A 26,883-nucleotide genomic window follows, 5' to 3' on the forward strand; every position below is an offset into this window, starting at 1 on the left:
CGAACGCGCTACTCGGCCGCGGCGCGGATGCCCGGCATGTCGGGGAAGGTGCAGATGACGGTCGTGCCCCTATCCTTGCCGGTTTCGATGCGCACGCCGCCGCCATGCAATTCGACGAAGCTCTTCACGATCGACAGGCCGAGGCCGGCGCCGCGCCGGCGGCCGCCATTGGTGCGCGGTTCGAAGCGGCGAAACACCGAATCGAGCACGTCCGGCGGCATGCCGGGACCATCGTCATGAACCGAGAATTCCACCCCGTCCGCAAGCTGGCGGCAGGCAAGCCGGATGGTGCTGGCCTCCGGGGCGTAATTCGCGGCGTTGCTGAGCAAATTGTAGAGGATCTGGCGGATGCGGGTTTCGTCGCCGTGGAACGTCTTCGGCGCCGCGGCGGCATTGATCTCGAGACGGATCGAATGCTCCTGCAGCCGGTCGCCGACCAGTTCGGCGGCGGCCGCGATGGTGCGGTCGACATGAACCTCGGAAATGTCGAGCTGCATGATGCCGGCATCGACGGTCGCGAGGTCGAGTATGTCGTTGACGATGGTCAGCAGCACCGAGGAGGACGAGCCGACATGCTCGACATATTCGCGCTGCTTCTGATTGAGCGGGCCGGTCGTCGGCAAGGACAGAAGTTCGGTGAAGCCGATAATGTTGGTCAGCGGCGAACGCAACTCGTAGGACACGTGCTGGACGAAATCGTTCTTGAGCTGGTCCGACTTTTCCAGGGCTTCGTTCTTGTCCTTGAGCGCGCGTTCGACATGGACGCTGTCGGTGACGTCGACAAAGGTCATCATCACTTGCCCGTTGGGCAAGGGGATCATGGCGTACCGCAGCACGGTGCCGTTGTTGAGCTCGGTCTGGCCATGGCGGTCGCGGCGCTCGTCGTCGAAACCGGTGATGGCGGCGACGAAACCGGGCCAGGGGCTGTCCGCCGTCTGCCGGTCGCAAAGGTCACGGATCGTGGAGACGTGCACATTGGGCTTGGCGGCGTCTGCATCCAGTCCCCATAGCGCGGCAAAAGCCGGGTTCGACAGCCGAAGCCTGCCGTCAGGGCCAAACACGGCCACGCCTTCGGCGAGGTTGTCGAGCGTTTCGCCCTGGACACGCACCGCGGTGCGGTAGCGGCTCTCCAGGTCCATCTTCTCGGTCAGGTTCTCGAACACCCAGGTGACGCCGCCCTTGGGTTGCGGGTTGGCGACGACGCGAATGGTTTTGCCGTCGGGCAGATGCCACCAATGTTCCTGCGATTCCACGGCGCGATAGGCGCCGAGCAGGCCTTCCTTCCAGCGGCGCCATTCGGGCTGTTCGGCGATCTTGCCCTCGCTGCGCAGCCGGTCGAGCAGCAAGGCATTGTCAGGCGCGCTGTGCAGGAAGCCGCTGTCGAGCCCCCACAGTTTCTGGAACGCCTGGTTGAAGAAGCGCAGCTTCTCGTCGGTGTCGAAGATGGCGACCGCGGTGTTGAGCTGGTCGAGCGTGTCGGCGTGGCTGCGCACCGTGCGCTCATATTCGCCGCGAATGGTCTCGATGGCGCTGGTGTCGCAAGCAAGGCCGGCCGAACCGTCGGCGCCGGCGAAGTCGGTCACCGTGAACACCCGGCGGTCGCCCTCGATCACCGTCGAAAGCGACTGCTCGAAAACCGGGTGCGATTTGTGTTGTGCGGCGATTGTCTCACGTGCCTGGCCACCGAGGAACTCCTTGGCATCACGGACGGCGGCTTCCGGGCTCTCGGCTTCGACCGCGTCGGCATAGGACCGGTTGACCCATTTCAGCCGCCCGTGCTCGTCGCGCAGCCATGCCGGCATCTTCAGCGCCTCGAGCAGACCGATCATCGTGTCATGATCGGCGGCCAGCCGCTGGTTGTCGATCTTCAGCCGGGCCTGGCTGCGCTGTGTCTCGGAAAGCGAGACAAACCGCACCAGTATGTGCGCCGCGCTCTTGCGGCCATGCACTTCGAGCGGAGCGCCGGCTTGGGATTCGATGATGAGGTCGAAGGGTCTCGCCTTTTCGCGCAAGCCCGCGACGGCATGCTCGAGCGCCGCCGCCGAGCGCGGCATCAGCCAGCGGCCGAAGGCAAGGAAAGCCGCCCGCTCCTCAGGCGCGCCGCTTTCGACCGGCAAGGTGCCGATGAGTTCGGGCTTCTTGTTCTCGGCAGCCCAGACGACCACACGCTGGTCGCGCAGATTGAGCAGCGCCTCCGAACGGCGCAGCGCCGCGTTGACGTCGGCGATGCGGCTTCTCAGTTCGACATTTTCCGCCGAGGTGCGGGCCCGTTCGCGGATGAGAACGATGGCCGACAGCAGCGCCGCGCCCGTCACACCGACGAACACGGCAAGCTGCATCACCTCGATCGTGCTGATCGATAGACCCGCTGCCGACACGCCAGCGCCCTGGGCACGTGCCACCGCGCTAGCCAACGGACAGGCAAGCGTGGAGCCGGCAAGCAACAGTCCAGCGCGGCCACGCCATGAAAGACGCCCGCGCCGTGTTGCGGAGCCTGTGGCCCCCGAATCGTCATGGCCGCCGGAAACGGCCCGTCCCGCTCCGTGCGGGTATTGCCCCGGCATGTCTTGGTCCTCTCCGCCGCCTGAATGCAGGACCGCCCTGAAACGCGCCTCTCTGATCCCCTCTCGGGCCGGAAGCGTCGCGAATCACGTGACAATAAACCCTCGCCGAATCGCCGTGAAGGCTGGTCTTGCGCAAAAATAAAGCCGGGCGAAAAGTCAATCGCCCGGCCTCAATATCTGGTAGTAAGTTTAGCTTTGGTTAATAGCGGTAGTGTTCCGGCTTGAATGGACCTTGCGGCGTGACGCCGATATAGGCGGCCTGCTCACCCGACAGTTCGGTCAGGCGGGCGCCGAGCTTGTCGAGATGCAGGCGGGCGACCTTTTCGTCGAGATGCTTGGGCAGGACATAGACCTGGTTCTGGTACTGCTCGCCCTTGGTGAACAGCTCGATCTGGGCCAGCACCTGGTTGGTGAAGGAAGCCGACATGACGAAGCTCGGATGGCCGGTCGCGTTGCCGAGATTGAGCAGGCGGCCTTCCGACAAGAGGATCATCCGTTTGCCGTCCGGGAAGGTGATCATGTCGACCTGCGGCTTGACGTTGGTCCATTTCAAATTGCGCAGCGACGCCACCTGGATCTCGTTGTCGAAGTGACCGATGTTGCCGACGATCACCATGTCCTTCATCGACCGCATATGGTCGAGGGTGACGACATCCTTGTTGCCGGTGGTGGTGATGACGATATCGGCGGTCGGAGCCGCGTCCTCCAGCGTGACGACTTCAAAGCCGTCCATCGCCGCCTGGAGGGCGCAGATCGGGTCGACTTCGGTGACCTTGACGCGGGCGCCGGCGCCCTTGAGCGAGGCCGACGAACCCTTGCCGACGTCGCCATAGCCGCAGACGACCGCGACCTTGCCGGCCATCATCGTGTCGGTGCCGCGACGGATGCCGTCGACCAGCGATTCCTTGCAGCCATATTTGTTGTCGAACTTCGACTTGGTGACCGAGTCGTTGACGTTGATGGCCGGGAAGGGCAGCAGGCCCTTCTTCTGCAGCTGATACAGCCGGTTGACGCCGGTGGTCGTCTCTTCGGTGACGCCACGGATCGCTTCCCTCTGCTTGGTGAAGAAGCCGGGCGAGGCCTTCAGGCGCTTCTTGACCTGGGCGTAGAAATATTCCTCTTCCTCGCTCTGCGGATTGGACAGCACGTCCTCGCCGGCTTCGGCGCGGGCGCCGATCAGGATATACATGGTGGCGTCGCCGCCATCGTCGAGGATCATGTTGGAGAGGCCGCCATCGGCCCACTGGAAGATCCGGTCGGTGTAGTCCCAGTACTGTTCGAGGCTCTCGCCCTTGACGGCGAAGACCGGAATGCCAGCCTCTGCGATAGCTGCCGCGGCGTGATCCTGGGTCGAGAAGATGTTACAGGAAGCCCAGCGGATATCGGCGCCAAGCACCTTCAGCGTTTCGATCAGCACCGCGGTCTGGATGGTCATGTGCAGGGAGCCGGTGATGCGCGCACCCTTGAGCGGCTGCTTGGCGCCGAACTCCTCGCGGCAGGCCATCAGGCCTGGCATTTCGGTTTCGGCTATATCGAGTTCCTTGCGGCCCCAGCCGGCAAGCGAGATATCGGCGATCACATAATCCTTGCTACCCGTCATGGCAGTACTCCGATGCGAATTGTTATGCTTGCGAATTGGTTGCGGATGCGCCCGCGCTGGCAGGCACATCGAAGGGCGCGAATTGTCGGCCTGACTAGCAGATCGGTGTCCAGACGACAATGGCATATAAAGAAATCTTTATCCCTGCATGTCTCTCGGACATGCCTTGACGGCGCACGGGATCAGCATTCCTCGCCGAAGCGGGAGGCAACGAGTTGTTCCAATGCGTCCATGACCTCGAGCGCCTCCGGCCCGCTGGCGGTGACGCGGATCGATAATCCAGGGCTTGCGGCCAGCATCATCAGACCCATGATCGAGGTGCCGCCGACCTTGACGCCGTCTTTCTCGACGTGGACGGATGCGTTGAAGCCGCTGGCGAGTTGGACGAATTTCGCGGAGGCGCGTGCGTGCAGGCCGCGCTGGTTGACGATCGGAAACTCGCGGACGATCTGGTCCTTTTCCGATGAAACCATGCTCATTTGCTGCTCAGAAGTTGGCTGGCGACGTTGATGTATTTGCGGCCTGCGGCCTGCGCCTCGTCGAGCGCGGCGGCCATGTTGTCGCCCTTGCGGATCGAGGACAGTTTGATCAGCATCGGCAGGTTCATGCCGGCGATCACCTCGGTGCGGCCGGACTCCATCACCGAGATCGCGAGGTTCGATGGCGTGCCACCGAACATGTCGGTCAGCACGATGACGCCGGCGCCGGTATCGACCCGGGCCACCGCATCGACGATGTCGCGGCGACGCTGTTCCATATCGTCGTCGGCACCGATCGCCACGGTTTCGAAATTGTCTTGTGGCCCGACGACATGTTCGACGGCATGTCGGAACTCGGTGGCCAGTTGACCGTGCGTTACAAGCACGAGTCCGATCATTCTTTGGTGGCTCCCGTCATCGCCGCTTCACAGGCGCATTTTATGCTCGCCAGCCATTCCGGGCGGCGGGAGCGCTATCTTGTCGACGCGCGGCCCGTTGACAAGCCCAAAATTGCGACGGCCCACGCCATTTTGACGCATTGCAGAAAAAACCCGGACGGATCATAAAAAAGGCGAGATCGACAACCGCGCCATCACGGCAGGCAGGGCCGCTGCGACATTGCGCTCGGCCACATCGATCCGCGGCACCGCGCAGCCGGCGATATCGGTGCTGGCGTCCACCTGGAAACGTGCGATTTCATCAGCCGGCAGCAGGCGCAGATGCAGGTCGACGACGCAGGCCGTTTCGAATGTCAGAGGCCGCGGACCCAGCCGCGGCACTTCGGCCAGGCCTGCTATGGTCGCGGGCGCGCGGCACACCAGCCGCCCCGCATGCGCCGCGACGAAAAGCTGATCGTCGCCGACCAGTCGCGAAAACATTCCGCGCTGCCGGCAATGGTCGATGAGCGCCAGCGCCAGCGTCGTCTTGCCCGACCCGGAGGCGCCGCTGACGAGCACGCCGCGCTCGCCGATCAGGACCGCCGTCGCGTGAATGTTTTCAGGTTTCACGAATTGAATCTTTGATCGGCGTCACGCTTCGGCCGGCAGCGTCACGACGAAGCGCGCGCCCTTGATCTCGCCCGGCTTGGTGCCGGGGATGTTCTCGGCGGTCAGCGTGCCACCATGCGCCTCGACGATCTGCCTGGATATGGACAGGCCGAGGCCCGAATTCTGGCCGAACGCCTCGCCGGCCGGCCGGTCGGTATAGAAGCGCTCGAAGATGCGGTCGATGTTGTCGGCGCGGATGCCGGGACCGTTGTCGTCGACGGTCAGGATGTTGAACTTGCCGGCGCGCGCCAGCGACAGGATGATGTGGCCATGGTCCTCGGGAACGAAGGAGCGCGCATTCTCGATCAGGTTGGTGATGACCTGGCCGATGCGCAGGTCATGGCCGACGACGAAATAGCCTTTGACGCCCTGCGGCAGCTTGGCGACCCGAAGTTCGATCTCGACAGCCTTCTTGTTTCGGGTGGTCTCGCGCGACACGGCGACGAGGTCGGTGACGAATTTCTTCAGGTCCACGGTTCCGGCGTCGTCGCGCGCCAGCTCGGCGTCGAGGCGGGAGGCGTCGGAAATGTCGGTGATGAGGCGATCCAACCGTTTGACGTCGTGTTGGATGATCTCCATCAGCCGCGCGCGTGAAGTATCATTTTTCGCCAAGGGCAGTGTTTCCACCGCACTGCGCAGCGAGGTCAGCGGGTTCTTCAACTCATGTGAAACATCGGCGGCGAAGCTCTCGATCGCCTCGATACGCGCATAGAGCGCGTTGGTCATGTCGCGCACCGCGACCGAAAGGTTGCCGATCTCGTCCTGTCGGTCGGAAAAATCCGGGATCTCCTCGCGGCTCTTGACGCCGCGCCGCACCCGCACCGCCGCCGCCGACAGCCGCCGCAGCGGGTTGGCGATGGTCGAGGCCAGAAGCATTGACAGGATGGCGGTGACCAGCGCCGCAATGCCAAAGACACGCAGGATCGCCTTGCGTTCGGCGGCGACGATCTTGTCGATGTCGCCGCCCTCGGTCGACAGCATCAGCACGCCGAGTACGGCGCGGAAGCGCTGGATCGGAACGGCCACCGATACGATCTGCTCGCCCTGTTCGCTGACGCGCACGATGGTCGAGGGGCTGCCGGTCAGCGCCTTGATCACTTCCGGGTACGCGGCGCCATTGCCGCCCGGTTGTTCGTGGTAAACGGGCAGATCGGTGTTGCGGAAGAAGTCGAAGATGAATTTCTGGATGCGCTCGACAAGGTCAGGCTCTTCCTCGTCGACCGGCGGCAGGTCGTAGCGCAGGATCTGGCCGCGCGAATAGAGGTGGCGCGAATCCAGCAGCAGGTTGGCGTCGCGGTCATAGATGCGGGCGCGGGTGCGGGTCGGCGAAATCAACCGGCGCAGCACCGGGGCGACGCGCTCGGGATTGATCGGGAAGTCGAGGTTGTCGAGCTGGTCCGAGCCCGGCCCCAGGCTTTCGCCGGCCTGCAGCTCAAGCAGCTTTTCCGGATCGATGCTGATCGAATCCGTCTCGACGGTCGCCGACGCCGCGATCGCGCCGGCGATGATCTCGCCCTGCGTCATCAGGCTTTCGACACGGGCGTCGATCAGCCCGTCGCGGAAGGTGTTGAGGTAAAGGATGCCGGTGACGAGAACAGCCAGTCCGGCGAGGTTGAGGAAGAGGATGCGCCGCGTCAGGCTGGAAAAGATGTGATGGCCGAGGAAGCGGCGCATCGGCACCGTGATCCTCGAAACGAAGGACGGCATGATACGCGACGGCCGCCTGGTGGCGCCCGTCGGTCTGCTTCGTTGTGCTTCAACTGCCATCGAATAGCAGATCCTGCTTAGCAAGTGGTGGGTAGACAGCAGGGATTGGAGAAATGGATGCCTGGGATCGCGTGACCGCTCGCACCATTCGAAACTGACTACCGGCTATTTCCTACTGCCTACCGCCTATTCACGCTTCGCGGAACCGGTATCCGACTCCGTAAAGGGTCTCGATCATTTCGAAGTCGTCGTCGACGGCCTTGAACTTCTTGCGCAGCCGCTTGATGTGGCTGTCGATGGTGCGGTCGTCGACATAGACCTGCTCATCATAGGCCGAATCCATCAGCGCATCACGGCTTTTTACGACACCGGGACGCTGCGCCAGCGAATGCAGGATCAGGAATTCGGTGACGGTGAGCGTCACCGGCTCGCCCTTCCAGGTGCAGGTGTGGCGTTCCTGGTCCATGACGAGCTGGCCGCGCTCGAGCGAGCGGGCCTGCTGGCTAGGCGCCTTTGCCGCAGCCTCGCGGGCACTGGCGCGGCGCAGCACGGCGCGCACCCGCTCGACCAGCAGGCGCTGCGAGAACGGTTTGCGGATGAAGTCGTCGGCGCCCATCTTGAGGCCGAACAATTCATCGATCTCGTCGTCCTTGGAGGTCAGGAAGATCACCGGCAGGTCGGATTTCTGGCGCATCCGGCGCAGAAGCTCCATGCCGTCCATGCGCGGCATCTTGATGTCGAGGATGGCAAGATTCGGCGGTCGCGCCGCCAGGCCTTCCAGCGCGGACGCACCATCCGTGTAGGTCTCGACGCGATACCCCTCGGATTCGAGGGCGATCGACACCGACGTCAGAATGTTGCGGTCGTCATCGACAAGCGCGATTGTTGCCATTTCAAGCGGCTCCCTCATGAGCTGTCCCTTCTTTCGCAGAGAAGGGGCTTTTGCAGGACAAATTAGGTACAAAATGTGGCATAGGCCTTGTCCGGTGTCACGGGCGGCGGCCAGCGGCCACAATCCTACCTCGACAGGAATTGGACGAACGAACACGGCCAATCCTTTGGGCAACCACGAAACTTTTTGCACATATAAACGATTTAAACAACTTTCAAATTTTTTAAATCGATTAATGATTTGATATCATTTGGCTTTTCTGGTTTTCCATCTTGCCCGGACAGCGGGCATGCTGGAATACTTCAGCAAGATGCGGCAACTCGAAGAAGGGTCACCAATGTCGGAAATCGGCAAACGCAATCCTGCCTGTGCGATCGATCGTATCGGTCTCAAAACCTCCGGCGTGGTGCGCTACAATTTCGGCGCGGCCGCCCTTTATGAGGAATCAATCAGGCGCAACGAGGCCCGGCTGACCGCCCATGGCGCGCTGGTCGCCGAAACCGGACAGCACACCGGCCGCTCGCCCAAGGACAAGTTCGTCGTCCGTGACGGCGCCACCGAACCGCATGTCTGGTGGGACAACAACAAGGCGATTTCGCCGGCCCAGTTCGACGCGCTGCTCGCCGATTTCCGCGCTCACGCCGCGGACAAGGATCTCTACGTGCAGGACCTGGTCGGCGGCGCCGATACGGAGCTGAAGCTGCCCACTCGCGTGATCACCGAATTCGCCTGGCACTCGCTGTTCATCCGCAATCTGCTCATCCGCCCGGACAGCGCCGAACTCGAGCAGTTCGTACCCGAGATGACGATCATCGACCTGCCGTCCTTCCGCGCCGACCCTGCTCGCCACGGCAGCCGCACCGAAACTGTGATCGCGGTCGATCTCACCCGCAAGATCGTGCTGATCGGCGGCACATCCTATGCCGGCGAGATGAAGAAGTCGGTGTTCACCATGCTCAACTACCTGTTGCCGGATAAGGGCGTGATGCCGATGCACTGCTCGGCCAATGAGGGCCCCGCCGGCGATGCCGCCATCTTCTTCGGCCTGTCGGGCACCGGCAAGACGACGCTGTCGGCCGACCCGTCGCGTACGCTGATCGGCGACGACGAGCATGGCTGGGGTCCGCACGGCATCTTCAACTTCGAAGGCGGCTGCTACGCCAAGACGATCAAGCTGTCGGCCGAAGCCGAGCCGGAGATCTTCGCCACCACGCAGCGCTTTGGCACGGTGCTGGAAAATGTCGTGCTCGACGCCGATGCGGTGCCGGACTTCAACGACGGCCGGCTCACCGAAAACACCCGCTGCGCCTACCCGCTCGACTTCATCCCCAATGCGTCGAAGACCGGGCGCGCCAGCCATCCCAGAAACATCATCATGCTGACCGCCGATGCTTTCGGCGTGCTGCCGCCGATCGCGCGGCTGACCCCGGCGCAGGCGATGTACCATTTCCTCTCCGGCTATACGGCCAAGGTCGCCGGCACCGAAAAGGGTGTGACCGAGCCCGAGGCGACGTTCTCGACCTGCTTCGGCGCACCGTTCATGCCACGCCATCCCTCGGAATACGGCAATCTGCTGCGGGAGCTCATCGCCCGCCACGGCGCCGATTGCTGGCTGGTCAACACCGGCTGGACCGGCGGCGCCTACGGCACCGGCACGCGTATGCCGATCAAGGCGACGCGCGCCCTGCTTGCCGCGGCACTCGACGGCTCGCTGAAGACAGGCGTGTTCCGCACCGACGCCAATTTCGGCTTCGAGGTGCCGGTAGCAATGCCTGGCGTCGACAGCGCCATTCTCGATCCGATGATTCTGGACCCCCGGGCGACCTGGGCGGACAAGGCAGCCTATGACCGGCAGGCGGCAAGGCTGGTCGGCATGTTCGCCATCAATTTCGAGAAATTCGCGCAGCACGTCGATGCAACCGTCATGGGGGCAGCGCCCCGCATGCAGGAAGCGGCGGAGTAACCGCCGAATCGCTGAGCATCATTGCCGCTCGGCACCATTGAAGGCCCGGTTTCGATCGGGCCTTTTCTTTTTCGGTCCGCCGCGCCATGACTGCGGCATGCTGACCGACGACAACATCATCATATCGGACGAAGCCGTGATCCACCCGGGCGACTTGCACGAGGATTTCATCCGCTCGTCCGGTCCGGGCGGCCAGAACGTCAACAAGGTGGCGACGGCGGTGCAACTGCGCTTCGACGCGGCCAACGCAGCGGGGCTATCGGAACGCGTGCGCGCGCGGACAATCAAGCTCGCCGGCCAGCGCGCCACCAAGGACGGCGTCATCGTCATCGAGGCCGGGCGCTTCCGCACGCAGGAGCAGAACCGGGCAGATGCAAGGGCAAGGCTTACGGCGCTGGTCGCCAAGGCGGCGGAACCGCCGCCGCCGCCACGCAAGAAGACGCGGCCTTCGAAAGGCGCGGTCGAGCGGCGGCTGAAGAGCAAGGCCGGACGCGGCACGATCAAGAAACTGCGCGGCCGGGTGGAGAACGATTAAGCACCACACCGAGGTCGCGCCGTTTGACGCTTTCGGGTCGCCGTTCGCGTTTGAGAGTGGCATGTTGCGGCGATCAACCATCGCCATGCGAGGCAACACATGCTCGTTCTGCCCAAGGGCGTCCGCCACATGCCGGCCTATCTGCCGCGCACCGCCCAGGAGGCGCTGGTCGAGGATGTCAGACGCATCGTCCAGCAGGCGCCGCTGTTCGTGCCGGCCATGCCGCGCACCGGCAAGGAGATGAGCGTGCGCATGACCAATTGCGGCCCGCTCGGCTGGGTCACCGACAAGGAAGGGGGCTATCGGTACCAGCCGATGCATCCGGTGACCGGAGAGCCATGGCCGCCGATCCCCGAAGGCTTGCTCGATCTCTGGCAGCAGGTGTCGGGCTATCCGCATCCGCCGGAGGCCTGCCTCATCAATTTCTACACGGCCGAAGCCAAGATGGGTTTGCACCAAGATCGCGACGAGGTCGATTTCTCCGCCCCCGTCGTCTCCGTCTCGCTGGGTGACGACTGCCTGTTCAGGGTCGGCCAGACGACACGCGACGGCGCCACCAAATCGTTCAGGCTGAAGAGCGGCGACGTCGTTGTGCTTGGCGGCGAGGGCCGCCTCGCCTTCCACGGCGTCGACCGCATCTATCCTTCAACCTCGGCTTTGCTAAAAAACGGCGGCAGGATCAATCTGACGCTGCGCCGGGTGACGAAAGCTCAGTGAGCGAGTTGCGGGTATCCGAGCGCCGCGCATAGACTTCAATGTAGTCCCCAGTCGCGATTTCCACGTAGTCGTCCATCAGGGTTTGGAAATCCGCATTCCGACGCATCCACACGATCCAAATTGGCGGAAAGTCCGCCGTGAGCGACCACGCCGACTTTTTCTTGTTCATCCGATCCATCAGGATGATGTCGGGCCTGTTGTCACGGATCAGGGAATTGACGTAGCGAGTATAATTATCAAGGTCTTGCCGCGCGATGCGCTCGTCTTCGCCTTGATACTTACCCCGCATCAAACCCCAAAGCGCATAGGTGCCAACCCAATCATGGGCATAGGCCGACAGCCAGCGACCATTGGCCATTCTTGTCAGCGGATTGCCGACGGAAAGGTCGGAACTGACCTGAACGATCGATGGCGAGGCGTAACGGCTGTTGATGGCATCGACCAGACCTTTCTCAGGCAGCTGGTAGAACTGGTGATGCGTCACCGAAAGTGCGGCGACCACGGCCAGCGCGGCTGCCGCATGGAGCCTGACACTGGCGATCTCAGAGGCGGCCTGTAGGTTTGCGAGGCCAACCGCTATTCGCCATCGTGATGCCACCGCCAGCAGCATCGCGACCAGCATCGTAGCCTGGTAGGGATACTGGTGATTGGGCCAGTATTTCCCGAGGTACAGCATGGACACAAAAAAGCCGGCGGCACTCGCCACCGCCAGCGCAACGTCGTCTCGCCAGACAGATTTGCGCATCTGGAAAACCACGAAAACGACGAAGACGGCGAAAGTCGGCAATGCCGCGAAAATGTTGATGTTGGCTCGCAAGCTGACATAGTAGCGCATCAGCAATTGCAGGAAAGTGCCGAAAAACTCGGGAAACCATACATACACACTGACGAGATAGGCAGTGCAAACCGTGAAGATGACGACGTTTTCAGCCGTCAGGCACGCCGTCAGCGAGCGTTTGCGCCAAGCGATGTAGAAATAGGGCAGTATGATACCAGTTGCCCAATGTGGTTTGACCAGAAGCAGTACGCTTCCAGCCAAGCCAACCGCTGCGGCAAGGCCAAGAGGAACCGGCGCATCTGCGCGGTTGTCGATCCGCCACATCATCAGGAACAGCATCGGCATGAACAGCATCGTACCGATATGCTCGCGCTGGCCGAAAACATTCCCAGGCATGATGAGAAGCAAAACCGCTAATGCGGGATAGATCCATTGCGTCTTCAGATCGACGAAGATTCGACTTCGCTCGATGACGACAGCCGACAGCGCAATCGAAACGAAGAAGATCAGATAGATGAAGCACTCGATTGCGGATTCCGGCGAGATGCCGAGCCTGTGGGACAGCCATACCGGCCCAATATAGAGGGCCACGGAGAAAGGCGGATTGGTTTCCAGAATGTCGACATAGAGTTTCTGACCGTCCAGGACTTTTTCGCAGATAACAATAAGCCAGCTGACGTCGGTATTGTCGCCGGCGGTCCACGGCATAAAAAAAGAGAACACCACTACGGTCGCAACAAGCCATACCGGCGACAAGCTTCCAACCACGGACGCAAAGCCAGTCGCAGTACTGATGTTTCTTGCATTTCCCATGCTCATCGGACCGCCCCAACAAAGATGACTTTTACGCAGAACGACGAAATCATGGACGGGAACACAGCTGTGCTGGCCTCAGTACCAAAGATGGCAGTTGATCCGGTTCTGAGGAATACAAGCCAATAAGGTCGGAGGCAGAAGCCGATCGTGCGTGCGCCCACTGTGTCGAGCAAGGTCGAAATGGGCACGACCGGTGCTCGCGCCGCTCGCCCAGCGGCAGTGCTGACGTCGATCACCGGCTGCTCCCGCCACTGGAACTGACACCGAAAGCTAGCCGGGATTGGCTAAAGTGCGGTTAATCGCGCCATTACAGTCTGCGCGGTTCGGCCGGATTTTCGGTGGCACCGCGTCGCAGGCAACCAGGGCCGGCAAGGCACCGACTGTTTCCCGGATCGGTTGAGGCCTTGAACCGATTACGCCTCGATTTCCAACGCCGACAGCGGCCTGGAGCAACAGGCCAGGATGAAGCCGTCATCGATCTCGTGATCGAGGATGCCGCCGTTGTGGCTCATTTCGACATCGCCGAAGACCTTCTTGACCTTGCAGGTTCCACACAGGCCGAATTCGCAGGCCGCGGGTATCCGCACGCCCGAGGCGCGCGCCGTCTGCAGCACGGTCTGGCCGGCGACACATTCGGCATCGACCTCCGAAAGCGCGAAGCGGATCGCTGTCGCGGCTTCGGCGGGGACAGGGGCGCCGTCCTGTGCGGGCGCTGCGAACGGCGCCGGGATTTCCTCCACCACCGGCGCGGCGAAGCTCTCCTGGTGGTATTTCGTCATGTCGAAGCCGGCGGCTTCCAGCATGCCGCGTACGGCCCGCATGAAAGGATCCGGACCGCAGCAGAAGATCTCGCGTTCGCGAAAATCGGGCGCCAGCAGCGGCAGCCTTATGGCGTCGATGCGGCCCATATGGCCGTACCAGCCCTCACGGCTTGAGCGCTCCTCGATCATGAAACCGAGCGACAGGCCGGGCATATGGCCGCCGAGCAGTTCGAGTTCCTTGCGGAAGATGATCTCTTCGGGGCGCCGCGCGCAGTTGACGAAGCCGACATCGGTCCATGGCGCGCAGTCGTTCAGCCACCGCAGCATCGACATCATCGGCGTCACGCCCGAGCCGGCCGAGATGAACAGATATTTTGCCGCCGGATGGCTGTGCAGCGAGAAGTCGCCGGCCGGCCCGTAGGCCTTGACGTGTGAGCCAGGCACCAGATGATCGAACATCCAGCGCGTACCAATGCTGCCGGCCTGTGCCTTCACCGTCACCGCGATCGAGAACGGCCTCGATGGCGACGATGACAACGTATAGGTGCGCATCAGCGGCCCGTCATCTGTCGGCAGTTCCAGCGTCACGAACTGGCCCGGCTTGTAGCGGAACCAGGTCTGGTTGTCGGAGCGGAAGGTGAAGGTCTTGACGTCAGGAGATTCGTCGCTGACGCCAATCACTTCCAGCACCTGGAGCCGGTCGTTCCAGGGCGCCATCTGGTCGAGATGGCGGTAAAGGCCAAGATCAGTCATCGCGTTCATCCTTTGGCCTCTCAGGCGACACTGCGGAGCGCTGGTCGACCATCCTCGGCGAGGCGCGGACCAATGAAGCGCGCATACCAGTCGACGAACTGGATCACGCCACCCTCATGCAGCTCCGAATACGGGCCTGGTTCGTAGGCCGGCGACAGGATGCCGAAGGCGTTTTCCTCGACGATACGGCGATCCTGATCGTTGGTCTCGGTCCACACATGGGTGAGTTCGGCGAGATCGTAATCGACGCTCTCGACCGCATCCTTGTGCACCAGCCATTTCGTCGTCACGGCCGTTTCCGTGGCACTGATCGGCAGCACGCGGAAGGTGACGGCGTGATCGATCAGGATGTGGTTCCAGGTGGTTGGATAGTGGTAGTGCATCAGGGTGCCGATGCGGTCGGCCGAGACGCTGTCGGAGAGGTTCTTCTTCACCGCCCGCTTGCCGCTCATCGTGTAGCTGACCGCGTCGCGCAGCAGCGGCGCGCGGGTGGCGCGATATTGCCCGGCCGGATCGATGCGGAATTTGCTCGGCAGGCCAACGGCCTCGCATTTCGCCCAGTGCGCGATCATCTCAGGATCGCTGTCGGCGCCCTGTACACCGGTCACGGTCGGCGCTTCCGGGAAGGTCTTGCAAAGCTCCGGATGGCTGCCGGCGCAATGGTAGCACTCGCGGTTGTTTTCCCAGACCAGCTTCCAGTTGCCCTTCTCGATGATGGTGCTCTGGAAAGCGATCTTTGCTTCGCTCAGCCGGTGCGGCTTGAGATAGGGTTCGATCATCGCCCGCATCGGTGCGAAGTCGGCGGGCTCCTTGGCCAGGCAGATGAAGATGTAGCCGGCAACGCTCTCACGGGCGACCGGCTTCAGGCCGAATTGGCTTTTGTCGAAACCGTCGGCCATCTGGCGGGCGAACAGCAGGCGGCCGTCGAGCTCGTAGGTCCACTGGTGATAAGGGCAGACCAGTTTGGCCGCCAAGCCCTTATCAGTGTTGCAGACGCGGCTGCCGCGATGGCGGCAGGAGTTGTGGAAGGCATTGATCTTGCCCTGCTGGTCGCGCACCAGCACGACCGGATAGTCGCCGATCTGCACGGTGATGAAGCTTCCCGGCTTCGGCAATTCGCAATCATGGCCGATGAACAGCCAATCGCGATACCAGATCAGCTCCATGTCGAGCTTGAAGCAGTCCGGGTCGGTGTAGAAGGGCTGTTCCAGCGAAAAGCCCTCTCTGCGGCCGTTCAAGAGCCTCAGCATATCGTTGCGCACATCCATGTCCTGTCCTCGCATTCATCGCATCGGCCCGTCCAAACGGACGCGCGTCGCTCTAATGACTGAACCGGAGGGGATGAGAGGAAGGACAAGGCTGCATGCCGGCAAGCGCCGGGCATGCGGCATCCGCCTCTTGACCGCCCACCGCGATCAGTCGAGTTCTACGATCTCTGGCTGGTTTCCGGGCTCTGGAGTGTCCTTGCGGACGGTCGCGACACCTTCCCAGGCTTTCGCCCAGTGGTCTCCCGTTGCGACTTGAACTCCACCACCGTTGCGGGGGCAGCGCCGGACTTTGACCGGCTTCCCAATTCTCCGCCCCGTCGTCACGAAGCGGCACCTGAGATGACCTGATCTAATCACGACAGCGCTTGCGACATCGGCATGAAAGCGACATCGCATCCATGTGGCGCGACACCCATGCGCAACGATCAGGTCACGAACAGCGACAGCGAAAATCATCGCGGTGACGGCCGCGCCGGGCGTCGGAATCGGCCCGGAGTGGAAGCAAAAAGGGTTAGTGGTTTCGAAAAGTGACTATTAGCAGATTCTAAAATCGAACCGAACGGTTCGTTTCTGTTGACGGTGCGTGCAGGACGGTGTGAACGCCGAGCCTCCGATACAGTCGGTGATGACGACGCCGACTTTAATTAACGCTTTGATATTCCAACGGAAAAATCGCACGTGGAAGATCTTGGTACAATTTCAAGTAGTGGATTCATGGTCCACGTTGAACATCTTCGTGATTGGAAACGGCTAGCTGGCTCTCCCACATCGGGGTCGTCCGAACGACGCGATTTCAATCCCAAGACACGCCGCTAGACGGACGGAAAGATACTGGAGTACCCAAAATGAAAAAGATTGTTCTCACTGCCGCCGCCCTTCTGGCCATTTCCGGCAGCGCCTTCGCTGGTAGCGATCACTATGGTGCGAATGCCCCCGCGGCCACTGCTGCCGACAGCTCTTACACCGCTTCGATCAAGAAGTCGGAACCGGCTGCTCAGACGCCCACCCACGGTGCTGACCGCAACCTCTTCGGCAACAACTAACAGCCGATCTCCAGTAGGCGGCGGGTTTGGCCCGCCGCCCTGGCGACACTCAAAGAATTCAGGAGACTTGAAATGAAGAAGATCGCTCTTGCTGCCGTCGCCGTTCTGGCCATTTCCGGCAGCGCTTTCGCCGGCAGTGACAATTATGGTTCGAATGGCGCCAGCCAGCCGGCCGCCACGTCGACGGACAACTCATACACCGCTTCGATCAAGAAGTCCGAACCGGCGGCTCAGACGCCTGCGCACGGTGCCGACCGCAACCTGTTCGGCAACAACTAATATCAACGACAACCGGCGGGCTTGCCCGCCGCTTGGATTCGCGAATACCGGAGTACCCGAAATGAAAAAGATTGTTCTTACCGCCGCCGCTCTTCTGATTGCCGCCGGCAGCGCCTATGCGGCCAATGACAATGTTGGCGGCACCGACATCAACAAGCAGGCGACGACCGCCAATGTCGACACTTCGCATACCGGCTCGATCCGCAATGAAGGATCGCCGGTCTACAAGCTGCTCAATTCCTCGGGTGACGCACAGAAGTCCGCCCCACAGGGCAGCGACCGGAATCTCTTCGGCCGTTAATAGCTGATGTGGAATACAAAAAGAGCCGCGGGCCGATGCCTGCGGCTCTTTTTTATCACCAGAACCTGTTTCAGGCCGCCTTTGCTTCTACCTCGTGAAGCGCAAAGGAGCGGCCGTCGGCGTCGAAGATATGAAGGTCGCCGGCGTCGGCGGTCAGCCGCAGCGTCGAGCCGCGCTTGACCTCGACATTGCCAGGCAGCTTGGTCACCAGCGGCAGGTCGGCCCTGCCGATGTCGACATAGACCAGCTGGACCTCGCCGAGCTGTTCGACATAATCGACCGTCCCCTCGAATAGATAGTCCGTGCCGCTGGCGATCGCGAGATCTTCCGGCCGTACGCCGAAGCTTACCGCCGCTCCCTTTGCAGATGCCGGCGTTGCGATCGGCACTGTCGCCTTGCGGCCGCCGACATGGCTGACGACGGTTGGGCTGCCGGTCCTGTCGACAGTCGCCGGCAGGATGTTCATGGCCGGCGAGCCGATGAACTGGGCGACGAACAGGTTGCCGGGCCTCTTGTAGAGTTCCATCGGTGTTCCGACCTGCTCGATATGGCCCTCCTTCAGCACCACGATACGGTCGGCCAGCGTCATCGCCTCGACCTGGTCGTGGGTGACGTAGATCATGGTCGTGTTGGGCATCGATTCCTTGAGCTTGGCGATCTCGATACGCGTGGCGACACGCAGCGCGGCGTCAAGGTTCGACAGCGGCTCGTCGAACAGGAACACTTTCGGATTGCGCACGATGGCGCGGCCGATGGCGACGCGCTGACGCTGACCGCCCGACATCGCCTTGGGCAGACGGTCGAGATACTTGGTCAGCTGCAGGATTTCCGCCGCCTGGCGCACGCGCTTGTCGATCTCGGCCTTGCTTTCCTTGCCGATCTTCATTGAGAAGGCCATGTTGTCGTAGACGGTCATGTGCGGATAGAGGGCGTAGGACTGGAACACCATGGCGATGCCCCGCTTCGACGGCGGCACGTCGTTGACAACCTCGCCGTCGATCCTGAGTTCGCCTGAGGTGATCTCCTCGAGCCCGGCGATGGACCGCAGCAAGGTCGACTTGCCGCAGCCCGACGGGCCGACGAAGACGATGAACTCGCCTGATTTGATGTCGAGGTCGATGCCGTGGAGAATGTTGAGATTGCCGTAGGACTTCTTCACTTGTCGCAGCGTGACATCGGCCATGATTTTCTCCCGGTGATTTGAAATTCAGTCTATGCGCCCGAACCAGGCGCCGTAGCCGCCGAGGCGGACGGTGCCTGTATCTGCCTTCTCCGAAAATCCGTGTCCCGGCAAAGGTTGCAGCGATCGGTCGCCAAGGTCAACCTCGGCCGGCTTGGCGCCCAGATTGAAGACACAGACGATCTGCTCATTGCCCGCCCGGCGCGTGAAGGCGACGGTGTCGCCCTGGCTTTCGATGAAATTGATATCGCCCTTGGCCAGCGCCGGATGGGCGCGGCGGAAGGCGAGAAAGCGCCGGTAGTGCTCAAGCAGTGACGTCTCGTCACCCTGCTGTACATTGACCGCCTGCGACAGATGCTTGGCCGGCACCGGCAACCATGGCTTTGCCTGGGAGAAGCCGCCATTCTTGGCGCTGCCGTCCCACACCATGGGCGTGCGGCAGCCATCCCGGCCCTTGAATTCCGGCCAGAAGCGGATGCCATAGGGATCCTGCAGGTCCTCGAAGCGCAGGTCGGCCTCGCCGAGCCCGAGTTCTTCGCCCTGATAGATGCAGACCGAGCCGCGCAGCGACATCAGCAATGCCGAAATGACCTTGAGATAGGCGACCGGGTCGGCCTCATTGGCGGCCCAGCGCGAGGCCGGGCGCATCACGTCATGGTTGGAAAACGCCCAGCACGACCAGCCGTCGCTGGCGACCTTGCCGAAGGCTTCCAATACCGAGCGGACCTTGGCGGCGCTGATCTTCTCCGGCGCCAGGAAGTCGAAGGAATAGCACATGTGCACGCGCTTGCCGCCGGCGGTATAGGCCGCGACCACGTCCAGCCCGCGCTGCGAATCGCCGACCTCGCCGACCGCGGCGGTCGCCGGATATTCGTCGAGCAGCGCGCGAAAACGCTCGAGGAAACCGAGGTTTTCCGGGCGGCTCTTGTCGTAGATATGATCCTGGTAATTGTAGGGGTTGACCGCCGGCGCGGTCTGGTCGTTTCGCTCCTCGGGCGGCAGCGGCGGATTGTTTTCCAGCCCCTGGCTGTGGAAATAGAAATTGATGGTGTCGAGCCGGAAGCCGTCGACGCCGCGCTCCAGCCAGAAGCGGGTGACGTCGAGCAACGCGTCCTGGACCTCATGGTTGTGGAAGTTGAGGTCCGGCTGCTCGGCGAGAAAATTGTGCAAGTAATATTGCTGGCGGCTGGTGTCCCACTGCCAGGCCGATCCGCCGAAGATCGACAGCCAGTTGTTGGGTGGCGTGCCGTCGGGTCTGGCATCCGCCCAGACATACCAGTCCGCCTTGAGATTGGTGCGGCTCGACCGGCTCTCCTTGAACCACGGGTGGATGTCGGCGGTGTGCGACAGCACTTCGTCGATCATCACCTTGAGGCCCAGCCGGTGCGATTCCGCAACCAGCGCATCGAAATCGGCAAGCGTGCCGAACATCGGGTCGACGTCGCAATAGTCCGACACGTCGTAGCCGAAATCCTTCATCGGCGATTTGAAGAAGGGCGAGATCCAGATGGCGTCCGCGCCGAGCGCGGCGATGTAGGGCAGGCGCCGCACTATGCCTTTCAGGTCGCCGATGCCGTCGCCGTCGGAGTCCTGATAGGAGCGCGGATAGATCTGGTAGATGACCGCGCCACGCCACCAGTCACGGTCGATGGCGGGATCTGGTCTCGAAGTCGCTTTCAAAGCCGATTGCATTGTCTCAACCTCCTTTCACCGAGCCGGCCAGCAGCCCACGGACGAAATAGCGCTGCAGGGAGAAGAAGACGATCAGCGGCACGATGATGGTGATGAAGGCTGATGTCGTCAGGATCTCCCAGTTGCCGCCGCGTGAGCCGAGCAGCGCATTGAGCTTGGCCGTCAGCACGATCTGGTCGGGCGCCGTACCGAGGAAAACCATCGCCACCAGGAGATCGTTCCATACCCACAGGAACTGGAAGATGGCGAACGAGGCAAGCACCGGGAAAGACAGTGGCAGCACGATCTTGACGAAGATCTCGAAGTCGCTGGCGCCGTCGATGCGCGCCGATTCCATGATCTCACGCGGCAGACCGGCAATGTAGCTGCGCAACAGGTAGATGGCGAAGGGCAGGCCGAAGCCGGTATGCGCCAGCCAGATGCCGAGATAGGTCTTTGACGGCACGCCGAAGAAAGTGCCGACGCCATTGTAGAGCCTGAGCAGTGGAATGAGCGACATCTGCAGGGGGACCACAAGCAGGCCGATGATGACCGCGATCAAAAGCGCGCGGCCGGGAAAGCGCATCCACGCCAGCGCATAGGCCGCGAAGGCCGCGATCAGGATCGGGATCACCGTCGCCGGGATGGTGACCGTCAGCGAGTTCATGAAGGAGCGGCCGATGCCTTCCGAGAACAGCACGGTCTGATAGTTGTCTGTGGTGAATTTCGGCGGCGCCGAGGACGCGAAATAAATGCGCTGGCCGCGATCGCCTTCGAACGGCTTCGGCGAGACAAGGACGAAACTGCCGTCGGCGTTGACCTGCAGGGTCACGCCGTCACCGAGGTCCGCTGGCGTGCCGGCCGGATACTGTATCGGCGCCGCGGCCTTGACACCGAAGGCGCTGATCGCGCGCTTGGCGCCATCGCCGAAAATGTTGCCTTCGATGACGTATTTGCCGTCCTTCTGGGTCTGCGCCGAGGCGGCCGGCAATCGTCCGGCCTCGGTCTGGCTGGAACTGGCAAAGGAATTCCACCAGCCCGAGGCGACGATCTGATCCTTGTCGCGCAGCGACGAGACGAGGATGCCGAGCGTGGGGATGGTCCAGATCACGACGAAGACGAGCACCGCGATGTGGACGCCGAAACGGCCGACAAAGGACTTTCCGGTGGTGACGGCCATCTCAGTGCCCTCCCGTCTCTTTATTGGCCTGACGGATGTTCCAGATCATGATCGGAATGACCGCGATCATGATGATGATGGCGATCGTGGCACCGCGACCGAAATCGCCGCCGCCGCGGAACATCCAGTCGAACATCAGATTGGCCAGCACCTGGCTGTTCCATTGGCCGTTGGTCATGGTCAGCACGATGTCGAACACTTTCAGCACCAGGATGGTGATTGTGGTCCACACCACCGCGATGGTGCCCCAGATCTGCGGCACCATGATCTTCCAGAATATCTGGAACGGGTTGGCACCGTCGATGACCGCGGCCTCCAGCGTTTCTTCCGGAATGCCGCGCAGTGCCGAGGACAGGATAACCATGGCAAAGCCGGTCTGGATCCAGATCAGGATGATCATCAGGAAGAAATTGTTCCAGAACGGCAGCGATATCCACACCTGTGGCTGGCCGCCGAAATGCTGGATGACGGCGTTAAGCAGGCCGATCTGGATCTGGCCTTCACCACGATATTCGTAGATGAACTTCCAGATCACGCTGGCGCCGACGAAGGAGATGGCCAGCGGCAGGAAGATCAGGCTCTTGGCAATCGTGCCCCACCAGATCTTGTCGGTGAGCACGGCGATGATCAGGCCAAGGAAGGTGCAGGCCGCCGGCACCACCGCCAGCCACAGGATGTTGTTCAGGATCGAGTTTCGCAGGTCCTGATCGCGCAACGCCCATTCATAGTTGGCAAGCCCCACGAAACTGGTGCCGCCACGGTCGAAGACGGAGAGCCACAGCGTGGCGATCACCGGATAGATCAGGTAGATGGTCAGGATGATCAGAGCCGGGCCGACGAACAGCCAGGGCCGCACCAATCCCTGCCGGCGCAGATTGTTGACGGCAGCCGTGCCGGAGACCCCGCGCGAGGGGAAGATCAGGTCGAGCAGTTTGTTGGCGCCCCAGAAATAGGCGACGCAGCCGCCGACGCCGATGATGATGACAAATATGGCCGAGAATATCTGAGTCGCCATGGGTCCCTCTCCCTGCGCATGATCGGCCAGGCAGTGCTGGCGACCGGATGCACCGACTTTCAGTTGTTCGGAACAATCGAAACGCTAAGGCATCCGGTGTGCGGCGCCGGTCGGACCCGGGCCGTAGCCCGGATCCAGCAGGAGGATCTGGAAGATTCAGGTCGCGTCGCAGCGGCCTACTTGATTGCGTCCCAGCTCTTCTGGACATCGGTGGCGACGTCCTGCGCGGACTTGCCCCCGACCAGGTCAATCATGCCGGTCCAGAAGGAGCCCGCGCCGATTTTGCCGGGCATGAGGTCGGAGCCGTCGAACCGCACCGTCGTCGCTCCGATCAGGATCTCGCCCTGCTTCTTAAGCGCCTCGCTGCCATAGGCGTCCTTGTTGGCCGCCTTGAACGGGGTGACGAAACTCTTCTGCGCCATCCACAATTCATGCGCGAGCGGCATCTGCAGGAACTTGATGAATTCGCGCGATGCCTTGGAATCCTTGGTGATCATCACCAGCGTTCCGGCCACTTCCAGCGGCGTGCCCAGTTCCGGCTTTGAGGCGAAAGGCGGATAGTAGAAGAAGTCCGTGTCCTGGCCGAGCTTCACGCCCTCCGGGAAGAAGGAAGGGATGAACGACGCCTGATGGTGCATGTAGCACTTCGGCGGTACGGTAAAGAGGCCCTTCGGGCTGTCACGGAAGTCGGTCGCGGCCACGGCCTTGGCACCGCCATCCACCATCTTGTCGTCGGTGGCGATCTTGCCGAAAATGTCGATGGCGTTGACCACAGCCGGATCGTTGAACGGGATCTCGTTCTTCACCCATTTGTCGTAGACTTCCGGCGGCTGCGTGCGCAGCATGATGTCCTCGACCCAGTCGGTCGCCGGCCAGCCGGTGGCGCCGCCGGAGCCAAGCCCGATGCACCAGGGCTTGCCGCCATCGGCGATGATCTTCTTTTCGAGGTCGGCGAGTTCCTCCTGCGTCTTAGGCACCTTGTAGCCGGCTTCCTGGAAATTGTCGGGCGAGTACCAGACCAGCCCCTTCACGTCGATCTTGTAGGGAAAGGCGTAGAAGCCGGACTTGCCGTCCTTGCCTGTGTAGGTGCCGAGCTTGGCCCAGGAGTCACCCGCAGCGTAATTCTCCTTGATCCAGGCGGCCACGTCGTCACCCAGCGGGGTGAGCACGCCCTTGGAAGCGAGGTCCTGGATGAGGCCCGGCTGCGGCAGGACGGCGATGTTGGGCGGGCTGCCCGCCTGGGTGTCGATGACGATCTGCTGCTCGTAGTTCTCGGACGAGGAATATTTGACCTCCGCGCCAGTGGCCTCGGAGAAATAATCGAGTACCGAACGGACAAGCGTCTCGTCCTCGCCACGCCATGGCCCGAAGATCGACAGGGTCTCACCCTTGAGATCGACTTTCTTGAGGTCTTCGTAATTCGCCCAGTGAAAACGCGGATCCTCGCCTGGTTTGAACTTCAGTTCGGCCTGCGCGGGCGCGTTCAGGGCAAGCGTGGCAAACGCTACACCCAGCAAAAGCATTTTCTTCATCGGTATTCCCTCCCAGTGGGTCACATGCACCGGACGGAACCTCCATTCCGCCCGCCGACGCCGCAGGACTGTGACTCAGTCGCAAAGGAACCGCAACCTTTCGAAGAGTCTTCCAAAGCGCTTTGGCTACTTCGATCTCGCCATTGAATCGACCGGAAGTCAAGAGGGCGGCAGCCTAGTCGATTTAATCTCGGCCGCTTGGAAGTCTAAAAGTGCGCCGCAGCATAGTTTTTGGCGCTGCAGCAGCAATTTTTGTTTCAAACTCACGCCTCGCGCGCTTATGGTTATCATCTCACGGCCGCGCACTTGCAGTGCTTGGGTCGATTCAATTTAAAAGCGCTTTGAGGCGAGGAGGCCTCTCGTGAATCTCAAGCAGCTCGCGCATATGCTGGCGCTCTCGCAGACCACGGTAAGCCGTGCGCTGAACGGCTATCCAGAGGTCAACGAGGAGACGCGCAGGCGCGTCATGGACGCAGCAAAGCGGCATGGCTATCGCCCCAACCCGAGCGCGCGCCGGCTGGCGACCGGCAAGTCGGGCATGATCGGCTACGTCCTGCCGACGGGTGCGGCCGTCGACATCGATCCGCATTTCGTCGAATTTCTCTCCGGCCTCGGCGACTATGCCCGCGCGCACGAACTCGACCTCGTACTGTCGCCGGCCGACGCCGACGACCAGGAGACGACCTACCGGCGTATCGTCGCCAACCGGCAGGTCGACGCCGTCTACATTTCCTCGCCACGGCCGGCCGACCGGCGCGTGGCGCTGGTCAACACACTCGGCATTCCGTTCATCGTCCATGGCCGCAGCGAAGGGTTCGGTTTCGACTATCCCTATCTCGACATCGACAATGAGGGCGCCTTCCACGAGGCGGCGCGGCTGCTCGTTCAACTCGGTCACCGGCGGCTGGCGCTGATCAATGGCGACGATCGCGAGACCTTCGCCATCCACCGCGAGCGCGGCGTGCGCCGCGCGCTCGCCGCGAGCGGGTTGACCCTGGGCGACCGCCATGTCTGCTCCGTCGCCATGACCGAGGAGAACGGCTATCGCGCCACCAGGCGCCTGCTCGAACAGGATGGCGCGCCCACCGCAATCGCCTGCTCCAGCCTGATCATGGCGCTGGGTGTCGTGCGCGCGGTGCGCGACCTTGGCCTCAGCATTCCCGGTGACGTCTCGCTGATCGCTCATGACGACGTCTTTCCTTGGCTGAGACCCGAAAATTTCTCCGTTCCGCTGTCGACGACGCGCTCCTCCATCCGTCTCGCCGGCGCCCGTGTCGCCGAGCGGCTGGCGGCGCGGATCTCGGGTCTGGAAGAAGGCGCGCGTGGCGAGGTCTGGCCGGTCGATCTGGTGGTCAGGGGATCGGTCGCCGGCGCACCGGTCTAGACGGTTTTGGGTATAACGTTCATTCCTTAGCCGCCTCAGCTGCCTTGATGTCCAGCAGCCCGTAGCCGAAGTCGTTGTCGCGCCCCTTGGGGCCGAGATCCCTTGCCGTTGCCGCCAGCGCCTTCTCGATGTCGTCGGCCGAGCGGTCGGGCGCGGCGTGGATAAGGTTGGCAGTGGCGCCGCTCACGATCGCCGCCGCGAACGAAGTGCCGGTGACGACGTCAGAACCGGCGCCGCTCGGCGCCACCATCTCGACGCCGGGCGCGGAGATGAAGACATAGGCGCCGCGATTGGCCTGCGGCATCAACTGGTCCTTGGCATCCGTGGCGGTCACCGCGATGACGCTATCGAAAGCGGCCGGATAGCCATAGGGCGCCTTCGGCCCGTTGTTGCCGGCGGCTGCGATCAGAACCATGCCGAGTGCGCGCGCATTGCGGCAGGCTGTGCCGAGCAGGTCGTTCTTGGGACCTACGAAACTCATATTGATGATGCTGACATTCTGGTCCGCCGCCCAGTCGAGCGCCGACAGAATGACGTCCATGGTCGATTTGCCGCCCTCGAAGGCGCGGGCGTGATAGATGCGGGCGCCCGGGGCCATGCCCTCCAGCGCGCCGACACCGGCGATCAGCCCGTCGACCGAGGTGCCATGGTCGCGCTTTTCGATTGGCACATCGGGCATGGCATCGAATTGCGCGGCGATGACGCCGGCCAGCGCCGGATTGGTATCGTCGATGCCGGTATCGACGACCGCGACACGGACGTTCTCGCCGCTGGCCTGTCTGGAATCGAGCGCGATGCGGTCGAACGCATAATTGACGATGCCCGCCGCCTGCTGCAGCGAATAGATATGGTTGGGTTCGCGCCGCTGCGTGCGGCCGTCGGCGGCAAGCTGTGCCAGCACCACGCCGACGGGGCGGCCGTCAGGAATGCCGAAGCGGACCAGAGTGCTGCCGAGCAGCCGGGACTGGCGCTGCGAGCGCACTTCGAGGCCGAAGGAGGCGGCGATCTGCTGCACGGCGCCGGCATCGCCATCGACCGTCACCAGCACCTCGTCGGGCACGAAGTCACCGGCGACGGCGCGCGGCGGCTGAACGGCAATGAGATCGGTCGGCGACACGATCGGGCCGCTTGGAGGCGGACCGGCCTGGTTGTTGGCCGGCGGCGTCGCCGGCTGCGGCCGTGGTGCCGGCACCGGCGCAGGATTGGGAAACAGATCGACGATCAGGGCGGGAAGAAAGACCGCCTGACCAGGACCCGCGTCGCCGGCATTGTTGTTGGCGCCACTGCCATCCTTGCCGCAACCGGCTTCGGCCGCCTTGGCTCCGTTGCGACAGTCGATTTTCGTGCCGTCGGGATTGGTCCCGCTGGTCTGCGCCGAGGCAGGCACGGCGGCGATTGTCATCGCCGCCGCCAAAGCAA

23 protein-coding genes and 1 riboswitch are annotated in these 26,883 nt (G+C 62.4%); of the genes, 7 read left to right on the plus strand and 16 right to left on the minus strand.

Annotation, left to right across the window (positions count from 1 at the left end; genetic code table 11):
* Positions 1-8 precede the first annotated feature (8 nt).
* From FJW03_RS26185 to FJW03_RS26215, 7 genes are all read right to left on the minus strand, one after another.
* Positions 9-2,564, minus strand: coding sequence for a sensor histidine kinase (locus tag FJW03_RS26185; RefSeq protein WP_140766307.1), 2,556 nt, complete (start codon positions 2,562-2,564; stop codon positions 9-11).
* A 199-nt stretch (positions 2,565-2,763) separates the two neighbouring features.
* Entirely contained in the window at positions 2,764-4,164 is a 1,401-nt protein-coding gene (ahcY, locus tag FJW03_RS26190) for an adenosylhomocysteinase (RefSeq protein ID WP_140766306.1), read from the minus strand.
* A gap of 182 nt (positions 4,165-4,346) precedes the next feature.
* Positions 4,347-4,643 (minus strand): HPr family phosphocarrier protein, encoded by a 297-nt coding sequence (locus FJW03_RS26195; protein WP_140606689.1) that lies wholly within the window; start codon positions 4,641-4,643, stop codon positions 4,347-4,349.
* Positions 4,640-5,041 carry a PTS sugar transporter subunit IIA gene (locus FJW03_RS26200; protein ID WP_010912939.1) on the minus strand — a complete coding sequence of 134 codons (402 nt, stop codon included), beginning with the start codon at positions 5,039-5,041 and terminating at the stop codon, positions 4,640-4,642. Before FJW03_RS26200 ends, FJW03_RS26195 begins: the two co-directional genes overlap by 4 nt.
* A 162-nt stretch (positions 5,042-5,203) precedes the next feature.
* Positions 5,204-5,650, minus strand: coding sequence for an HPr kinase/phosphorylase (locus tag FJW03_RS26205; RefSeq protein WP_140606691.1), 447 nt, complete (start codon positions 5,648-5,650; stop codon positions 5,204-5,206).
* A gap of 21 nt (positions 5,651-5,671) precedes the next feature.
* Entirely contained in the window at positions 5,672-7,456 is a 1,785-nt protein-coding gene (locus FJW03_RS26210; protein WP_140606692.1) for a sensor histidine kinase, read from the minus strand.
* Positions 7,457-7,586: 130 nt separating this feature from the next.
* Positions 7,587-8,288, minus strand: a complete 702-nt coding sequence (locus FJW03_RS26215) for a response regulator transcription factor (RefSeq protein ID WP_010912942.1) — start codon at positions 8,286-8,288, stop codon at positions 7,587-7,589.
* A 337-nt stretch (positions 8,289-8,625) separates the two neighbouring features.
* Here FJW03_RS26215 and FJW03_RS26220 point away from each other — a divergent pair, with 337 nt between their 5' ends.
* The 3 genes from FJW03_RS26220 to FJW03_RS26230 all read left to right on the plus strand — a co-directional run bounded on the left by FJW03_RS26220 (position 8,626) and on the right by FJW03_RS26230 (position 11,503).
* Positions 8,626-10,251: a phosphoenolpyruvate carboxykinase gene (locus tag FJW03_RS26220; protein WP_140766316.1), complete on the plus strand. Its 1,626-nt coding sequence runs from the start codon at positions 8,626-8,628 to the stop codon at positions 10,249-10,251.
* A 97-nt stretch (positions 10,252-10,348) separates the two neighbouring features.
* Positions 10,349-10,786: an alternative ribosome rescue aminoacyl-tRNA hydrolase ArfB gene (gene arfB, locus FJW03_RS26225; protein ID WP_140766305.1), complete on the plus strand. Its 438-nt coding sequence runs from the start codon at positions 10,349-10,351 to the stop codon at positions 10,784-10,786.
* A gap of 99 nt (positions 10,787-10,885) precedes the next feature.
* Positions 10,886-11,503, plus strand: coding sequence for an alpha-ketoglutarate-dependent dioxygenase AlkB family protein (locus FJW03_RS26230; RefSeq protein WP_140766304.1), 618 nt, complete (start codon positions 10,886-10,888; stop codon positions 11,501-11,503).
* Here FJW03_RS26230 and FJW03_RS26235 read toward each other — a convergent pair.
* The 3 genes from FJW03_RS26235 to FJW03_RS26245 form a co-directional block, all read right to left on the minus strand.
* Entirely contained in the window at positions 11,466-13,100 is a 1,635-nt protein-coding gene (locus tag FJW03_RS26235; protein ID WP_140766303.1) for a hypothetical protein, read from the minus strand. The genes FJW03_RS26230 and FJW03_RS26235 overlap by 38 nt on opposite strands.
* 410 nt (positions 13,101-13,510) lie before the next feature.
* Positions 13,511-14,611, minus strand: coding sequence for a hybrid-cluster NAD(P)-dependent oxidoreductase (locus FJW03_RS26240; RefSeq protein ID WP_140766302.1), 1,101 nt, complete (start codon positions 14,609-14,611; stop codon positions 13,511-13,513).
* A gap of 20 nt (positions 14,612-14,631) precedes the next feature.
* The gene (locus FJW03_RS26245; RefSeq protein ID WP_140766301.1) at positions 14,632-15,879 is read right to left on the minus strand and encodes an aromatic ring-hydroxylating oxygenase subunit alpha; all 1,248 of its coding nucleotides are present in this window, start codon (positions 15,877-15,879) and stop codon (positions 14,632-14,634) included.
* 151 nt (positions 15,880-16,030) lie between these two features.
* Positions 16,031-16,232, minus strand: a riboswitch (cobalamin riboswitch).
* A 492-nt stretch (positions 16,233-16,724) separates the two neighbouring features.
* On the opposite strand from FJW03_RS26245, the gene FJW03_RS26250 reads away from it, so the two are divergent.
* The 3 genes from FJW03_RS26250 to FJW03_RS26260 all read left to right on the plus strand — a co-directional run bounded on the left by FJW03_RS26250 (position 16,725) and on the right by FJW03_RS26260 (position 17,502).
* Positions 16,725-16,922: a DUF680 domain-containing protein gene (locus FJW03_RS26250; protein ID WP_140766300.1), complete on the plus strand. Its 198-nt coding sequence runs from the start codon at positions 16,725-16,727 to the stop codon at positions 16,920-16,922.
* Between the two features lie 72 nt (positions 16,923-16,994).
* Positions 16,995-17,201 carry a DUF680 domain-containing protein gene (locus FJW03_RS26255; RefSeq protein ID WP_140766299.1) on the plus strand — a complete coding sequence of 69 codons (207 nt, stop codon included), beginning with the start codon at positions 16,995-16,997 and terminating at the stop codon, positions 17,199-17,201.
* Positions 17,202-17,262: 61 nt separating this feature from the next.
* Positions 17,263-17,502, plus strand: coding sequence for a DUF680 domain-containing protein (locus tag FJW03_RS26260; RefSeq protein WP_140606700.1), 240 nt, complete (start codon positions 17,263-17,265; stop codon positions 17,500-17,502).
* 70 nt (positions 17,503-17,572) lie between these two features.
* Here the strand turns inward: FJW03_RS26260 and FJW03_RS26265 are convergent, their stop codons facing one another.
* The 5 genes from FJW03_RS26265 to FJW03_RS26285 all read right to left on the minus strand — a co-directional run bounded on the left by FJW03_RS26265 (position 17,573) and on the right by FJW03_RS26285 (position 24,080).
* Positions 17,573-18,685, minus strand: a complete 1,113-nt coding sequence (locus FJW03_RS26265) for an ABC transporter ATP-binding protein (protein ID WP_140766298.1) — start codon at positions 18,683-18,685, stop codon at positions 17,573-17,575.
* 24 nt (positions 18,686-18,709) lie between these two features.
* On the minus strand, positions 18,710-20,374 hold the full coding sequence (locus FJW03_RS26270; RefSeq protein ID WP_140766297.1) for an alpha-glucosidase family protein: 1,665 nt from the start codon (positions 20,372-20,374) through the stop codon (positions 18,710-18,712).
* Between the two features lie 4 nt (positions 20,375-20,378).
* Positions 20,379-21,533, minus strand: coding sequence for a carbohydrate ABC transporter permease (locus FJW03_RS26275; protein WP_140766296.1), 1,155 nt, complete (start codon positions 21,531-21,533; stop codon positions 20,379-20,381).
* A 1-nt stretch (position 21,534) separates the two neighbouring features.
* Positions 21,535-22,548, minus strand: a complete 1,014-nt coding sequence (locus tag FJW03_RS26280; protein WP_140606704.1) for a carbohydrate ABC transporter permease — start codon at positions 22,546-22,548, stop codon at positions 21,535-21,537.
* Between the two features lie 176 nt (positions 22,549-22,724).
* Positions 22,725-24,080: an ABC transporter substrate-binding protein gene (locus FJW03_RS26285; RefSeq protein ID WP_140766295.1), complete on the minus strand. Its 1,356-nt coding sequence runs from the start codon at positions 24,078-24,080 to the stop codon at positions 22,725-22,727.
* Positions 24,081-24,441: 361 nt separating this feature from the next.
* On the opposite strand from FJW03_RS26285, the gene FJW03_RS26290 reads away from it, so the two are divergent.
* The gene (locus tag FJW03_RS26290; protein ID WP_140766294.1) at positions 24,442-25,464 is read left to right on the plus strand and encodes a substrate-binding domain-containing protein; all 1,023 of its coding nucleotides are present in this window, start codon (positions 24,442-24,444) and stop codon (positions 25,462-25,464) included.
* A gap of 19 nt (positions 25,465-25,483) precedes the next feature.
* Here FJW03_RS26290 and FJW03_RS26295 read toward each other — a convergent pair whose 3' ends face one another.
* Positions 25,484-26,866, minus strand: coding sequence for a S8 family serine peptidase (locus FJW03_RS26295; protein WP_140766293.1), 1,383 nt, complete (start codon positions 26,864-26,866; stop codon positions 25,484-25,486).
* Positions 26,867-26,883 lie beyond the last annotated feature (17 nt).

Source organism: Mesorhizobium sp. B4-1-4 (assembly GCF_006439395.2).
Taxonomy (GTDB): Bacteria; Pseudomonadota; Alphaproteobacteria; order Rhizobiales; family Rhizobiaceae; genus Mesorhizobium.